Source organism: Fibrisoma montanum, from assembly GCF_003583365.1.
Lineage (GTDB): Bacteria > Bacteroidota > Bacteroidia > Cytophagales > Spirosomataceae > Fibrisoma > Fibrisoma montanum.
The window spans coordinates 57,649-73,241 of record NZ_QXED01000019.1 but is presented as its reverse complement, the minus strand read 5'-3'; the positions used below and the strand labels follow the sequence as shown (position 1 = coordinate 73,241).

The window sequence follows — 15,593 nt, the reverse complement described above, 5'->3', positions numbered from 1 at the left end:
CCCCCGACGCCCCATGCTCCGCGCCCTACGCCCCCAGCCCCACGCCCCAACCCCCCCGGCGCAAAATACTGAAACGGCAGACCGTCTTCGTCGGTGATAACCAGCTCGTCGTTGACGATAGCGATGTCGTAGCCGCGCAACCGGCGGCCGTCGCGGTCGGCCAGGATGCCGAGTTCGGCCTTAATGGCGATGAGTTCGTTCAGCGCCGACACCAGAAAGTGACCGCTCCCCACGGCCGGATCGCAGATACGCAGGCTGTTGATGACCGCGTTGGCGTCGGCAATGCTGATCCGGTCGAGCTGGTTGTACACGTCGGTCGGGTCGCGGGCCGTCCAGCCAAACTGTTCGTTGAACCGGCTGACCACGGCCCGGCGGATGGCGTCGCGGACCATGTACATCGTCACGAAGCCGGGCGTAAAAAACGAACCGTCGCGGTAGCCGTTCAGCTTTTCGAAGATCAGCCCCAGCACGGCCGCGTTGATAAGCGGTTTGTTCTCCGACTGAATTTCGGCCGGCCCCTCCGACGAAAAATCGTAGGCATCCAGAAACGCCAGCAGGTAATTGAGCGTCGGCAGCTGGCCGGTCTGTCGTTTGCCGTGGGTATCGCGCAGGGCCGTCTGGGCGTAGAGCGGCAGTTCGAGCCGGTCCTTCAGCCCTTTTATTTTGAGGGCTTTTCGCTCCAGATCGGTCAGCTCGAACAGCGAACTGTTGAGATACGGAACCGGTCCGAAGCGCGTCTGAATACTGGCGGGCCGCTGGTTTTCCGGTACGGCCAGCACCTCAAAAAACAGCTCGTGCAGCTCGTCGAATTCACGCAGGTGTCGCGAGGTGAGGAACTGCACACTCCGGTCATTGTGGTGGTAACGTACCAGCTGGCCTTCCAGGAGTTTCAGGAACAGGATTCGGTTCAGCCACGTAATGCAAAGCCCCAGCCCCACGCTGAACAGTTGCTCGTCCTCCGTTGGGCCATACTGCTCGGGGGCGTCGAGTTCGCGGAGGGCGTTGTCGACCCGCAGGATGTTGATCGTATTTTCGAGCAGCGAGCCTTCGAGCCGTTCGCCCTCGGGGAGCCGCTGGATAAGCTTCCGTCCGGCCTGAACGGTTTCGTGCAGCCCGATGATGTGAAGCAGTTCGTTATAAAAACTCCGGTTAAGCTGGTTGGCGTCGTTGGCAAAGGGCAGCTTCAGCAGGTGTTCCGGCGAAAACAGCTTGAAGACCGGAATGAGCCGGTTCGGGTCGCCGTCGGAGAGGTCAGCGGCTTCGCGGAGGTTGAGGTACGTAACGGGCAGCTCGTCGTCCAGTTCGCGCAGAATGCGGGCCGTTTCGGCGTAGAAAAACGTGTTGTCTTTTTTCTGCTGCTGTTTGATCTGGTACAGCTTCCGGAGTTTGGCGTTGTCGTAGAAATAATGCCGGAAATCGTTCTCGTCGAAGAAAAACCAGTTGTATACGTCGGTAATGATCAACTGACTGATGGCAATATTCTGGTGGCGTTCGCGCTCCTCGAAGTAGTACAGAATCAGTTCGTGCAGCGCCTTGACGTTGTTTTTGATGGGCGTAATCATCTCGCCCGCAAACACCCGCTTGGCTTCGATGATAACCGCCGGTTCGTCCTGGCTGGTTGGTCCGCGGTGAATCACGAGGTCGATCCGCTCGCGGGTATTGATCTCGAAGCGATCGGCATAGAACGCTTCGTTCAGAAAGCCCGCAACGATGTTTTTCTGGTGTTCTTCGGTTTCATCTTCGTCGAGTCGGGAAAAAAGCCGGCCCAGCGCCCGCCGGAACGTATCCATACGCGCCTGCGTAATTGACTGTTTGGCGTAGGCTTTGTTTAAGGATTGGGTGGGTTTGCGGAGTTGAAGCCTCATGGTGCAAAGGTAAGCCGATCGGTGGATTTGCCCACGGCTGCGGGCTTCGGAAACCGGGGCCGCACCCACCAAAAGCCCCACAGCCGTTGTACCATACAATAAGGATTAGCCTGTGCCGGTAGACTTTCTGGTCAGCCCGTTGTACATTAGTATATATTTTTTGTAGACTACACTCCAGCCCCGATACTGATACATTGATACGCATCCTTGAATATAACCGACGAAACTCGATATGATTCTTTCATTTACCGCTCTTGATAAACAGGCGAAGCTGAGAAAGTTTTCCTGTGTACTGGATGAACTGGAAGTGGCGCTGGACGTATTGACGACGATAACTTCGTTCGGCGATACCATTCTTGATGCGCAGATTGCAGAGGATGATTTAATCACAAAGCTTCCGTGCGAAGCATTCGATGGGGAGTCGATGTCGGTACCCATTCAGCAGCTTGAGCAGGAATGGAAAGCGATACTGGACGCACCGCCTGTACGGGTTCAGCCGGACGATGCAGAGCCGAGTTTGCTGCTGACATTGACCCGCCAGCGGATTCGGCAGTACGAATACAAACTGAACCAGCTTGATCGGACCAGTCGCATGTTCGAGCGGCTGATTGAGGAGACTGAAGAGAAGTTTTCGGAAGGCGAACGAAAAAAACGGCTCCTGGATCATTATCGTCAGGCGCTGAAAAAACACCAGCGGTTTACGCAACGGAACCGGCTGGAATACAGGACACTCCTGAATCGCCTGTCGCAACTGGCGAGCAGATAAGCAACTTATAAAGGATCGCGGTGGTTTGGTGTCAGGTAGAACACATGACACCAAACCACCGCGATTGTTTACTTTTCGTCTTTGTCGCCGAACAGTTGCCCCCAGACGGCTTTGGCGCGCTCTTTCGCTTCTTCGATCTGCACGGCCGCTTCGGCGCGGAGTTCGTCCAGTTTCTGCTGAGCCACCTGTAGCTGCACGGCCGCTTCAGCTTTCATATCGTCAAATTTGTCGTCGGCCTGATCGACCAGCTCGTCTACTTTCACCGAGGCCGCTGCCACTACGGTTTCGGCCTGGGCCTGCAGGGCACTGAGCTTTTCGGCGGCCGTTGCTTTGGCGGCCTCAAACTGCTGGGTGGCCTGTGCTTTGAGCCCCTCAACGTCGATGTCGCTAGTCGCTTCGGTCGCTCTGGCCACGAGCTGATCCTTCAGTTCGTCGAGGTGGGCCGCGGCCGCGCTGAGGTGCTGCCCCGCTTCCGTTTTGAAATGTTCAAACTTTTCGGTGATAACGGTTCTGGCTTCCTGCAGTTTGTCGGCGGATGCGCTGGTGGGGGAGTTGGGTTTGTTTTCCATTGTGTAGCCCGGACTTCCGTCCGGTTGGTATAAATAGGTACGGGTACTATTGACTGTACGAACGGCTGGAAAAACAGCGGCTTACCCCAGCCGCCGGACGATCAGGCCGTTGACCAGCTCGAAAAGAGACGCCGGTTTCAGGGTCCGCCAGTTGGCAATGTCCAGCGTACCGCCGAAGTTGATGTAATAATCGAGGTGGTATTTCTTCCATTCGCGTTCGATGAACTCCGGGGAGTGAATAGCCGCGATCCAGCCGTCTTCTACGTCCTCGAACCATTCTTCGTAGTAGGAGTCGTCGGAGCCGTGGAAGTTAAACAAGTTTTCGCTAATCAGCATAAAGTACTTGATGCCTTCGTTCACGAGCGGGTCCACCACCTGCCGTTTCAGGTACATGATGTCGTTGTGGAGCGTATCGTTCCACTCGCCGAACAGCTCGATGACGACGAATTGCCGGTCGTAGTTGGCGAACAGAATCTTGCAATACAGCGTCTCCGAGCCGATGTCGTCCCAGAGCGGATGAATGTAGTAGCCGTAGATGTTGTTCTCGTACTGCTGCATGTTGTACTCCCGCTCGTGAAACGGGGATCGTTCGTCTTCCGACGCTACGTAATATTTTTCCCAGCCGTAGAATGGTTCAATGTCCTGCATAAAGCTTCCTGAAAACGGCCTGCCGGTTGCGGAGCAGGCAATCGAAAAGATAACGTCAATTGTGGGCGTTTGTTAAACGAACGGTAACCCCTTTTTTGTAGCTTGTGGGTCAATGGAAGACCTGTTCCGCCACCTGGAAACCCTCACTACGTTGCCGGTTGCGACCCGGCAGATTCTCAACGACCTGTTCCGGCCGCTTCACCTGCCCCGACATGCCTACTTCGTCAAAGCCGGCGAGCGTACCGACGACATCGCCTTCATTCAGAACGGGGTCCTGCGTGCGTTCTGGACCTCGGCCGACGGCGTGGAATATAACAAAACGTTTTTTACGGAAGGCGACCTGATGGGCATTTACTACGCTTTATTACGCAAGCGGCCCAGTCATCTGTCGGTGCAGGCCCTGACGCCCTGTACGCTCCAGGTAGCCAGTTTTTCGCGGATCGAAACGCTGTACGACGACCACCCGGCCATTGAACGGCTGGCCCGCGTGCAGGCCGAACACCTGTTTCTTATCAAGGAACAGCGGGAAATCGATCTGGTGATGCTCGATGCCAGAGCCCGCTACGAGAAACTACAGCAGGAGTATCCGGGGCTCGAACAACGCATTCCGCAGTATCATATCGCTTCTCACCTGGGCATCACCCCCACCCAACTGAGCCGGATCCGTGCGCAGTTGCCTGAATAGCCGTAACGCTCGCTGTGTTTCTTTACCTATGTAAATGGATGGGGCCTGAGGGCCCTTTTCCTTTGTATCAGGTTAAACGCACAATCTGGTTCAATCATGCAAAATCAACTGGTTCAACTACTTGCAATCGCAATCATGACAACGAACGTAGCCAATGCCCAAAACTCTACGGCGCAGCATCAGGAGAAAAACACGTTTATCAATCCGAAGGCATTGTTCAACCCGACGTACAATGGGTTCTCGCACATCGGCAGCGTTTCGGCGGGCGCCGAACTCGTCTTTATCTCGGGCCAGTGGGCGTCTGATGAGACGGGGAAACTGACTTCGACGGACTTTGAACAGCAGGTCAGGAAGACAATCCAAAATCTGAAGATTGCGTTGCAGGCGGCTGGGGTTTCGACTCGCCACATCATAAAGCAAACTATTTTCATCGCCGATTTTACGCCGGAGAAGAAAGCCATACTCGGGAAGGTTGCCGCAGCGGAATGGGGTGCCGAAGTCTTTCACGCCAGCACGATCGTTCCCGTTCCTGTGCTGGCTACGACTCCCGGATGCCTGATTGAGGTAGAGAGTATCGCGACAAAATAGCCGCTGGTCATGAAACTCAGCGGACAGCGAATCGTATTGACGGGCGGTACGTCGGGCATTGGCCTGGCGTTGCTCAAGGCCCTGTACCAACGCGGCAACGAGCTGATCGTGGTAGGACGTAACGAAGCCCGGATCGCCGAACTCAGGGAGACGTATCACGACGTAACATTTGTTTGTGCCAACCTGGCATCGGTCGCCGACGTAGCGGATCTGGTGCTGACCATCCAGCGCGATGCTGCCGACTGTTCAGTACTGATCAACAATGCCGGTGTTCAGTATACCTACACCGTGGGGGATGATCCGGAAGGGCAGTCGCGCATCATGAGCGAAATCCAGATAAACCTGACGGCCCCCATTCAGCTAACGGATGCGCTGCTGCCTGCCCTGCACCAGCAGCCCGAAGCCGCGGTTATCAACGTAACGTCGGGGCTGGGTATCTCGCCAAAGCGATCGGCACCCGTCTACAGTGGGACCAAAGCGGGATTACAGGTGTTTTCGAAGGCGCTGCGCTATCAACTGGAGGGCACGCGGGTGCAGGTCGTGGACGTAGTGCTGCCGCTGGTCGATACGCCCATGACGGCCGGGCGGGGGAGCGGCAAGATTCAGCCGGAGCAGGTCGCCCGTGAACTCATAGCGGGCGTAGAACGGGGGCAATCGGTGGTGAACGTCGGTAAGGTCAAGCTGTTTCGGCTGATTCACCGGCTGGCACCAGGACTGGCAGACCGTCTGTTAAAAAACGGTTGATCAGGTCATCATCCGGCTGACCCGTCTGAATCAGGTCGATCTTATAACGTACGTAGGCTTTTACCTGGTCAATCTCGGCGATGGCCCGGTCGAGGTGGTTCAGTTGCTCGTGGAGCACACTCAGTTTGTCCGCGACGGATAAGTCACCCGTTTCCCAGCTATCGATTGTCGCCCGAATCTGCTGCAAACTAAAGCCCATCGCTTTGGCGTACTTGATTTGCAGCAGCCGGACCACGTGCCAGTCGGTGTACTGCTTGAAGCCATTCCCCGTTCGATTAACCGGCAGCAGACCAAGTTTTCCGTAGAATCGGATGGTGTCGTGCGTAAAGCCGGTCCGTTCCGCCAGTTCGCCGATGTGCATAGCTGATTATTTTTTGGTAAGTTACGAACTCTGGAGTTAACTCCAGATTGTTACGCCCCTGAAGCAGTACATCAGCTATGAAACCAACGAGCAAAAACATCCTGATCACGGGCGTATCGACCGGCATCGGTTGGGGAGCCGCCCACCAGTTTATTGACCAAGGGTATACCGTATTCGGCAGTGTGCGCAAGGCATCGGACGCCGACCGGCTGCGGGGCGAGTGGGGCGACCGGTTCGTACCGCTGGTCTTCGACGTAACGGATGCCGAAGCGGTAGCCCAAGCCGCTCAGTCGCTCTCGGACCGACTGGCCGGCAGTGGCCTGGGTGGGCTGGTGAACAACGCCGGCATTGCCATCGGCGGACCGCTCCAGCACCAGCCGATGGCCGAAATCCGGCAGCAGTTTGAGGTGAACGTATTCGGGTTGCTGCAGGTGACGCAGGCGTTTCTGCCCCTGCTCGGTGCGCGGGCGAACCATCCGGTGCAGCCGGGCCGGATACTGAACATCAGTTCGGTGGGCGGGAAGATTGCGGCCCCGTTTATTGGCGCCTATGCCGGAACGAAGTTTGCCGTCGAGGGGCTGTCGCACAGCCTGCGCCGGGAACTGCAGCTCTACGGCATCGACGTGATCGTGATCGGACCCGGCGCGGTGAATACTCCCATCTGGGACAAGGGCGTTGACGCCGGCCCCTACGAGCAAACGGCTTACGGGCCCGCCATCACCCGGTTTGTGAAAAATTTCATTGCCGAAGGGCGCGTGGGCTTTACGCCGGAGTATCTTGGCCGTCAGATCGTACGGATCTACGAAACGCCTGATCCGAAAACCCGCTACGCCCTGGTGCCGAAGCGACTGGAGCGCTGGGTGTTGCCCCGGCTGCTGCCCGACCGGGTGCTGGATCGGATTCTGGGCCGTTTGACGGGATTGCGGCCGGCTAAAGGGTAGATGGGTTGGTGGTTTGTGGTTTGTAGTTTGTAGTTTGTGGTTTGTAGTTTGTGGTTGCGCTGCAAGGGTACCGGGCTCTGGTTCCACCAATAACCACAAACCAATAACCACACACTACAAACCACACACTACAAACTACAAACCACTCACCACCATGCTCAAACCCGCTTTTCAGAAAGACGACGCCCTGCTGGCCGATCTCAAGGCTGCCGCCGACCACCCCGACCAGCTCCACATCTGGTGGCTGGGGCAGAGTGGGTTTCTGCTGCAATACGTTGGTAGACGTCTGTTGTTCGATCCGTACCTGTCGAACTCGCTGACGCGCAAGTACGCGGCTACTGACAAGCCCCACGTCCGGCTGTCGGAGCAGGTCATCGACCCGGCGAAACTGACCGGCCTGGCGGTCATTACGTCCAGCCACAACCATACGGATCACCTGGACGCCGAAACGCTCCGACCCTTGTTTGATGCCAATCCCAACGTGCAGTTTGTCATTCCCGAAGCCAACCGGGCGTTCGTGGCCGACCGGTTGGGCTGTGATCCGGACTGGCCCATTGGCCTGACGGGCGGACAAACCACCACGGTCGGCGGGTTTGCGATTCACGGCGTACCGGCGGCACATAACGACCTGGCCGTCGATGCGCAGGGGCACAATCTGTACATGGGCTTTATCGTCGAGCTGGGGCCGTATAAAGTGTATCATTCCGGCGATACGCTCTGGTTCGATGGCCTGGAGCATCAGCTGCAGCCGTTTGGCGTAGACGTAGCGTTTCTGCCCATTAACGGCAACAAACCCGAACGACGGGTGGCCGGCAACCTCGACCCCGACGAAGCCGCCCGGCTGGGTCGGGCCATTGACGCGAAACTGACCATTCCGCACCATTACGACCTGTTCGAATTCAACACCGCCGACCCCGCCGAGTTTATTCAGGCCTGCAACCAGCACGGAACACCTCACCACGTGCTGCGGCTCGGCGAGCGGCTTACCCTTGGTCAGGCGGTAGAATGAGCCGGATGGCGGCTTTTTTGGACAGCTATGACCCCAACCGCCATGAAAAACGTCCTGCTTCTCGTACTATCAATCCATAGCCTGACGCTGGTTGCCCAGGCACAGTCAACCCCTGCATTTACGGTTCAGGTCGTTGATAACCAGATTGACATTGGTTATGGCCTGGCCATTGGCGATGTGAACGGCGACCGTCGGCCGGATATTTTGCTGGCCGATCAGAAGGAATTTGTGTGGTACAAAAATCCGGGCGATAAGACCGGTACGTGGCAGCGGTACGTCATGGCGGCCAACCTGACCCCGCAGGATAACGTGTGCATTGCCGCCCGCGACATCGACGGTGACGGGCGGGTGGAGGTGGCCGTTGGTGCCGGCTGGAACCCCGCCGAAACCGACGACAGCACGAAATCTGGGGCGGTTTTCTACCTCATTCGGCCCAAAGATCCGACGCAGACCTGGGAGCCGGTCCGGTTGCATCATGAAGTCACGACCCACCGGATGCGCTGGGCCAGCGTTGGGCGCAACACCTTTCAATTGATTGTGGTGCCGCTGCATGGGCGCTACAACCGCAACGGTGCCGGACGGGGCGTTAAGGTACTGGCCTACCAAATGCCGAAAAATCCGCGGGATGCCTGGACGACGCAGCTCGTTGATTCGACCATGCACATGACCCATAACGTCGACATCTGGGAGGATGCCGCCGAAACCCAGCTCCTGATCGGCAGTAAGGAAGGCGGCAAACGACTGGCATACCGGAAAGGCCGCTGGGAGCCGCTGGGCCGCTGGATTGGTCAGGGCAACAGTATGGGCGAAGTCCGGCGGGGATTCGATAAAGGAAAGGTTCCGTTTGTCGCATCGGTTGAACCCATGCATGGCAATAAGGTGGCCGTGTACCGCAACGGTCCCGTCGCCGACGCCCCCGACCGGCTGATGTATGGCGTTACGCAGACACTGACCGACAAGTTTAACCAGGGCCATGCGCTGGTTTGTGGCGACCTCCTCGGGCTGGGCAGCGATCAGGTGGTGGCCGGCTGGCGCAATCCCAACGCCGACAAGCAGGTGGGCATCCGGATGTTTGTACCCGGTGCGGCCGGGCAATGGCAGGAATACCCCGTCGACGACAGCGTTCGGATGGCGTGCGAAGACCTTCAGGCCGCCGACCTCGATGGGGATGGCGACCTCGACCTGATTGCCTCCGGCCGCGCTACCCTGAACGTGCTGATCTACTGGAATCAGCGGAAGTAAAATCCATTGTATACAGATCCGGTCAGAGACTAATATGAACTAGAAGACAAGGTCAAAATAAAGGTAGATATTGTCAATTTTTAACCAAATTATAGATGAGCGACCATTTATACGGTTAATAAATAGTCGAATTTTTAAATTTTTTAAGATTTACATCAAGAAAGTATAGTAGAAGCCTAACGTAGTATCCTTTTCCATCTTTGAAGAAAAAACATAAATATACCTATGGCTAAATCCTTTACCAGAACGTCTCTTTTTGCGGTGGCGGGGAGGCATTCTACAAGAAGTCGGCCTTTTCAACGGTCGCTCTGTATGCTGTTTCTGCTGCAATTCGTGGCAATGGCTGCCTGGGCGCAGACCCGGGTAAGCGGTCGGATTACGGATGACCAAAGTTCCGCCTTGCCGGGTGTGAGCGTAGTGCTCAAAGGCACTACAACGGGTACCGTCACGGACGCTGACGGTAATTACCAGCTGAACGTAACGGGCAGCAATCCGACGCTGGTGTTCTCCTACATCGGCTACATTACGCAGGAAGTCCCCGTCAACGGTAAAAGCTCGATCAGTATTAAACTGGCGACTGACACTAAATCCCTGAACGAAGTAGTCGTCGTGGGGTACGGTACGCAGAAGAAAGAAACCGTTACAGGTTCGGTTGTGTCGGTGAAAGGTTCCGACTTAATTAAATCGCCGACAACGAACCTGTCCAACTCCATTGCCGGCCGTCTGCCGGGTGTTGTGGCCGTAAACCGCAGTGGTGAGCCTGGTTACGATGGTTCGGCTATCCGGATTCGGGGCACCAATACCATTGGTAACAACAATGCACTGATCGTTGTGGATGGTATCCCGGCTCGGGCGGGTGGTCTGGAACGGATCAACCCGAACGACATCGAGAACATCTCCATCTTGAAAGATGCGTCGGCCGCGATTTATGGATCACGGGCTGCCAACGGGGTTATCCTGATTACGACCAAACGCGGTAAAACCGGTAAACCGCAACTGTCTTACTCATTCAACCAGGGTTTTGCGCAACCAACGGTAATTCCGAAGCTGGCTAATGCAGGTCAGTACGCCGAAATGCTGAACGACCTGAATATCTACGAGCTTCCGGTTTCAGAATGGTCGGCTGCTAACCAGGCCTATAAAACGACGGGTACGTTCACCCGTCCCAATGGTACCGTTCGGACTGCTCCATATTCACCAACGGATATTGCCAAATACAATGATGGCTCCGATCCGTGGGGACACCCAAATACGGACTGGTACCGGTCGACGCTGAAAACCTGGTCGCCCCAGCAGCAGCATAACCTGCAGGTAACGGGCGGAACAGAAGACTTCAAGTATCTGGCTTCACTCGGCTATCAGAATCAGGATGCGTACTATAAAAACTCGGCAACGGGTTATAAGCAGTATGATGCGCGGGTGAACCTGGACGCCAACATCAATAAGTACGTTCACCTGGCCGTCGGCTTGTTGGCCCGTGAAGAATTCCGTTATTACCCGACGCGCGGAGCCGGTGCTATCTTCCGGATGCAGATGCGTGGTAAGCCCAATCAGCCGGCTTTCTGGCCCGACGGTCGTCCCGGTCCTGATATCGAGAATGGCGAAAACCCGGTGGTCATTACCACTAACGCAACGGGATATGACCGCGATAGGCAGGATTATTTCCAGTCGAACGGTCAGGTTGATTTCAAAATTCCGGGTGTTGAAGGGCTAAAAATCAGCGGTACAGCGGCTGTCGATAAACGCCTGCGTAACCGCCGGCTCTGGCAAACGCCCTGGACGCTCTACGAACGTGGAACGGGCACGGATGCGAACGGGAACCCGAACTTAATTGCCAGCGTACGTGGACCGGCCGAACCTCGCTTAAACGTATACGGCGAAACTCAACTGAACATTTTGTTGGGGGGACTTGCTACCTATGATAAGAAATTTGGCGACCATGCGCTGACATTCCTGGCGGGTGTAAACCGTGAAACCATTCAGGGGGATAACGTAGAAGCTTTCCGGCGGTATTTCATTTCAACCGCTATCGACCAGTTGTTTGCCGGGGGAGACCTCGAACGGAACGGTACGGGTGGTGCGTATAACCGCGCTCGTATCAACTACTTCGGCCGGGTTGCCTACAACTACAAAGAGAAGTACCTGGCCGAATTCCTGTGGCGGTACGACGGTTCCGATATTTTCCCCGAAGTAACCCGCTACGGCTTCTTCCCTGGTTTCCTGGGAGGCTGGGTAATCTCGGAAGAAAATTTCTGGAAAAACTCGGTACCGGCAGTTAACTACCTGAAACTGCGTGGCTCATGGGGGCAGTTGGGTAACGACCAGATTTATTTCCCGGGTACCGAAACTCTGGCTACCTACCAATACCTGGCTACGTACGGATTCAATACGTATATCATTGACAACGCTCCCCGCACAACGCTGTCGGAAGCTCGTATTCCCAACCCGACCATCACGTGGGAGGTGGCTAACAACACTAATATTGGTCTGGAAGGGCAGTTGTTCAACGGTAAAATCAACTTTGAGTTCGATTTCTTCAATAACCTGCGGACATCAATCCTGTATCCACGAAACGCGTCGATTCCCCGGTCAACGGGTCTGACGCTGCCTCCTGAAAACATCGGAAAGCTACGGAACCGGGGCTTCGACGGGCAAATTGGCTACAATGGTCAGGCAGGATCACTGCGGTATTCGGTGAGCGTGAACGGCGGCTACGCTCAGAACAAAATTCTGTTCTGGGACGAAGCACCCGGTGCTCCCGAGTGGCAGCGTACGACCGGCCGGGCGCTGAACTCATACCTGGTGTACGAATACGACGGTGTATTTAAAGATCAGGCGGATATCGATGCCAATAAGATCGACTATTCGGCCATCGTAAAAACCATCCGCCCCGGCGACATGAAGTACAAGGATTACAACGGCGACGGTAAAATCACTCCCGATGACCAGTATCGTCTCGAACGTACGAACCTGCCGCTATTCCAGGGTGGTATGAACATTACGGCGTCGTACAAAAACTTCGATCTGACGATCCTGTTCCAGGGATCAGCCGGTGCTCGTCAGTACATCAGCCTGGGCGAATCGGGGAATATTGGTAACTACCTGCAGGAGTTTTACACCAATCGCTGGACAATCGATAACCCGAGCAGCGTTCACCCGCGGATTGCCAACCGAAGCGATCAGTACTACTCGAATGGAAATACGTACTGGCTGCGTTCGGCTGACTACATCCGGTTGAAAAACTTCGAACTGGGTTACACCATTCCGGAGAATATCGGGAGTAAAGTAGGCATCAGCAACCTGCGGCTGTATGCCAATGGGCTGAACCTATTCAACATCATTAATAGATTAGGTTCGTTCGATCCCGAATCGTCAAACGCGACGGGGCAGTATTACCCGCAGGCCCGTATTATGAACTTCGGTGCATCAGTACGATTCTAACCAAATTGTCAACATGATACGTAACGTTAAAACGATAAGTTTAGTCCTGGCCATCGGTGCGATGACCGTGACGAGCTGTAACGACAATTTTGTCAATACATTGCCGCTGGATCAGGTGTCAGGTCAGGCCGTATGGTCGGATGCACCCCTGGCTGAAGCCTTTGTCACCGGTATTTATGCCGGCTTAGGCAACGGTGGTTTTAATGAGGAGCAACTCGCTTCGACCACCGACGAAACGCAGTTCACCCACCCCGGTCGCGGTATAACAACCATTACGGAAGGGCGGGCAAACCCCGCCGATCAGGGTTGGGCGAACAACCCGCACGAATGGAACGCTATGTACCTGCGGATTCGGGCCTGTAATCTGGCCCTGGAAAATCTGGCCAAACCCGGTTTTACAAACACGAACAACATCGTGGAACGGCTAACCGGCGAAGCTAAGTTTTTGCGGGCGTACTACTACCATCAACTGGTCCGGTTTTATGGCGGTGTGCCCATTGTGGATAAGACGTATGGACTGGGTGCAACCGATTATACAGTGCCCCGCAATACGATGGAAGAATGCATTAATTTCATCGTGAAAGATTGCGACGATGCCGCTGCGCTGCTGAAGGGAAGAGCTATGGCGCTGGGCCGGGCTAACGAAGCAGCTGCGCTCGCGCTGAAAGCCCGTATGTTAACCTATGCAGCCAGCGATCTGTATGATGCAACAACCGCCAAGCAGAAATCAACCGCTCATGCTTCCTTTGCCAAGCCAGAACTGCTCGGCTACGTAAGCGGTAGCCGCATGGAGCGCTGGCAGAAGGCCAAAGCGGCTGCAAAAGCCGTGCTGGATCTGACGGCCTACGGTTCGCAGCTGAATTTGTCAGCTCCGGCTACATCAGCAGCAGGTTCGGAGAATTACATGAACATAGCCCTGGCGCGGAATGGTGGTGAAAAGGATATTCTTTTCTCACGCTTGTTCAACAATATCAAGCAGGAGGACGGTGGTCGCCAGGGTCTGTTTAATGGGCCGAACGGCTATCATAACTGGGCAGGTAACACACCCGTTCAGCAACTGGTTGATGATTACGAGATGATGGATGGCACCAAATTTAGCTGGAGCAACCCAGCGCACGCGTCGGCGCCCTACGTTAATCGTGATCCTCGTTTCTACGCGTCAATTCTGTACGATGGTGCTCCCTGGAAACCCCGTACGGCCGACGTAGCGGCTAAAGACCCTGCCAATCAGATTCAGACCGGCCAGTACGAAGTGACCAGCGGCAGCGGTAAAGTATCGGTTGCCGGACTGGACACACGCAAAAGCACGGTTGAAGACTGGAACGGCAGCTATACCGGCTACTACATGCGGAAGTTCATTGATCCGAACCCGGCTATTGTTGACCAGAACACCTGGCAGCAGATTCCCTGGCCGTTCCTGCGCTATACGGAAGCTGTGCTGAACTACGCCGAAGCCTGCATCGAACTGGGCGAGGATGCCGAAGCCCGTACCTGGCTGAATAAGATACGTTTCCGGGCTGGTATGCCTGCTATAACCGCGTCGGGTGATGCGCTACGCCAGCAGTACCGGAACGAACGACGTGTCGAACTGGTCTTCGAAGAGCACCGCTACCATGATGCCCGGCGCTGGATGATTGCGCCGACCACGCTTGGCCGTAAGGTGCAGTGGATTGCCATTACGGGTACGTTGAAACCGGGCAAAACGGTGACGATTTACAAATACGATCCAACCAGCTACGATTACACGTATCGGGTAGTCGAAGGAGACCCCGGTAAGGAAAACCGTGCCTGGCTCGACAAAATGTATTTCCGACCGATTAGCCGCGACGAAATGAACCGGAACAACAAGCTGGTGCAGAACCCCGGCTACTAATTCGCTCATTTCTGCCAGATTATACCGGTGCCAGCGTATCACTACGCTGGCACCGGCTATTTAAGGCCCGGTGATTTAAGCGAATACTTGGGTAATTTCCCTGCATTTGCCCCTTATAGCATCAGTCTGTCGCGACAAATCAACCCCCTTACCTCATGAAAGCGCTTCTGTTTACCTTACTGCTGGGAGGCCTGACAACCGCAGCGTTTGCCCAATCGGACGTACTGCGGCTCAAAAGCGGGTCCGCCGGCGAAAAGTCCATCCCGTTCGCTGACCGCTATCGGTACGACCAGTTCCGCGACGGGAAGATTCTGTATCAGACCGGGGCGTCGGCCAATGCCCGGTTTAACTACAACATCGTGCTGGGCGAGATGCAGTTCATCGACCAGCGCGGGGATACGCTGGCCGTAGCGAGTGAGCCGGTGGTTCGGATGGTCGGGGTCGGTCCGGATGTGTTCTGGTTCGACCGGTCGCTGGGGTACCTGGAGGTAATCGAAGACGACAACCCGGTGAAGCTGGCGCTGAAGCAGGGGTTGAAAACGGTGAGAAGCGAAAAACGGGGCGGCTACGGGCAATCGTCCGGTACGTCGGCCATTACGAATTACCAGTTTTATTCGTCCGGCAACACGTCCGTGCGGGCGCTCGACGCGAAAGGGGATCTGCTGCTGATCAAGGACAAAACGTATTACCTCATCGATCAGAACGGCCGCGCGGTACCGGTCAACAAAGCCAGTATCCTGAACGTATTCCGCAAACAGCGCGAGGCCGTAAAAACCTATCTGGAATCTGAACCGATTGATTTTAAACAGGAAGCCGATCTGAAAAAACTTCTGAAATATTGTAGTAACTTGCTGTAGTTTC

At 55.5% G+C, this 15,593-nt stretch carries 14 protein-coding genes; 10 read left to right on the top strand and 4 right to left on the bottom strand.

The genetic code is table 11. The features are described 5' to 3' along the window. Window positions 1–1,865: type IIG restriction enzyme/methyltransferase (locus tag DYU11_RS32460; protein WP_147368097.1), on the bottom strand; the 1,865-nt coding region annotated here is incomplete at its 3' end. A 232-nt stretch (window positions 1,866–2,097) separates the two neighbouring features. On the opposite strand from DYU11_RS32460, the gene DYU11_RS32455 reads away from it, so the two are divergent. Further along, window positions 2,098–2,631 carry a hypothetical protein gene (locus DYU11_RS32455; RefSeq protein WP_119671920.1) on the top strand — a complete coding sequence of 178 codons (534 nt, stop codon included), beginning with the start codon at window positions 2,098–2,100 and terminating at the stop codon, window positions 2,629–2,631. Window positions 2,632–2,699: 68 nt separating this feature from the next. On the opposite strand, the gene DYU11_RS32450 is transcribed toward DYU11_RS32455, so the two are convergent. Beyond that, a complete protein-coding gene (locus DYU11_RS32450; protein ID WP_119671919.1) occupies window positions 2,700–3,200 on the bottom strand; it encodes a hypothetical protein in 501 nt (166 codons plus the stop codon). An 81-nt stretch (window positions 3,201–3,281) separates the two neighbouring features. Continuing rightward, complete coding sequence (locus DYU11_RS32445; protein WP_119671918.1) at window positions 3,282–3,848, bottom strand: hypothetical protein; 567 nt, start codon at window positions 3,846–3,848, stop codon at window positions 3,282–3,284. A 112-nt stretch (window positions 3,849–3,960) separates the two neighbouring features. On the opposite strand from DYU11_RS32445, the gene DYU11_RS32440 reads away from it, so the two are divergent. The 3 genes from DYU11_RS32440 (at window position 3,961) to DYU11_RS32430 (ending at window position 5,865) form a co-directional block, all read left to right on the top strand. Then, window positions 3,961–4,533: a Crp/Fnr family transcriptional regulator gene (locus DYU11_RS32440; RefSeq protein ID WP_119671917.1), complete on the top strand. Its 573-nt coding sequence runs from the start codon at window positions 3,961–3,963 to the stop codon at window positions 4,531–4,533. 135 nt (window positions 4,534–4,668) lie between these two features. After that, window positions 4,669–5,121 carry a RidA family protein gene (locus DYU11_RS32435; protein ID WP_158600405.1) on the top strand — a complete coding sequence of 151 codons (453 nt, stop codon included), beginning with the start codon at window positions 4,669–4,671 and terminating at the stop codon, window positions 5,119–5,121. 9 nt (window positions 5,122–5,130) lie between these two features. Then, window positions 5,131–5,865 (top strand): SDR family oxidoreductase, encoded by a 735-nt coding sequence (locus DYU11_RS32430; protein ID WP_119671915.1) that lies wholly within the window; start codon window positions 5,131–5,133, stop codon window positions 5,863–5,865. Here the strand turns inward: DYU11_RS32430 and DYU11_RS32425 are convergent. Then, window positions 5,798–6,226, bottom strand: a complete 429-nt coding sequence (locus tag DYU11_RS32425; RefSeq protein WP_119671914.1) for a MerR family transcriptional regulator — start codon at window positions 6,224–6,226, stop codon at window positions 5,798–5,800. The two genes, DYU11_RS32430 and DYU11_RS32425, sit on opposite strands and share 68 nt — an antisense overlap. A 77-nt stretch (window positions 6,227–6,303) precedes the next feature. Here DYU11_RS32425 and DYU11_RS32420 point away from each other — a divergent pair, with 77 nt between their 5' ends. The 6 genes from DYU11_RS32420 (at window position 6,304) to DYU11_RS32395 (ending at window position 15,589) form a co-directional block, all read left to right on the top strand. After that, window positions 6,304–7,167, top strand: coding sequence for an SDR family NAD(P)-dependent oxidoreductase (locus tag DYU11_RS32420; protein ID WP_119671913.1), 864 nt, complete (start codon window positions 6,304–6,306; stop codon window positions 7,165–7,167). A gap of 154 nt (window positions 7,168–7,321) precedes the next feature. Further along, the gene (locus tag DYU11_RS32415) at window positions 7,322–8,176 is read left to right on the top strand and encodes an MBL fold metallo-hydrolase (RefSeq protein WP_119671912.1); all 855 of its coding nucleotides are present in this window, start codon (window positions 7,322–7,324) and stop codon (window positions 8,174–8,176) included. 42 nt (window positions 8,177–8,218) lie between these two features. After that, on the top strand, window positions 8,219–9,418 hold the full coding sequence (locus DYU11_RS32410) for an FG-GAP repeat domain-containing protein (RefSeq protein ID WP_199736866.1): 1,200 nt from the start codon (window positions 8,219–8,221) through the stop codon (window positions 9,416–9,418). A 312-nt stretch (window positions 9,419–9,730) separates the two neighbouring features. Further along, complete coding sequence (locus DYU11_RS32405) at window positions 9,731–12,859, top strand: SusC/RagA family TonB-linked outer membrane protein (protein WP_229366172.1); 3,129 nt, start codon at window positions 9,731–9,733, stop codon at window positions 12,857–12,859. A gap of 13 nt (window positions 12,860–12,872) precedes the next feature. Then, window positions 12,873–14,732, top strand: coding sequence for a RagB/SusD family nutrient uptake outer membrane protein (locus DYU11_RS32400; RefSeq protein ID WP_119671909.1), 1,860 nt, complete (start codon window positions 12,873–12,875; stop codon window positions 14,730–14,732). A 155-nt stretch (window positions 14,733–14,887) separates the two neighbouring features. After that, a complete protein-coding gene (locus tag DYU11_RS32395; protein WP_119671908.1) occupies window positions 14,888–15,589 on the top strand; it encodes a hypothetical protein in 702 nt (233 codons plus the stop codon). Window positions 15,590–15,593 lie beyond the last annotated feature (4 nt).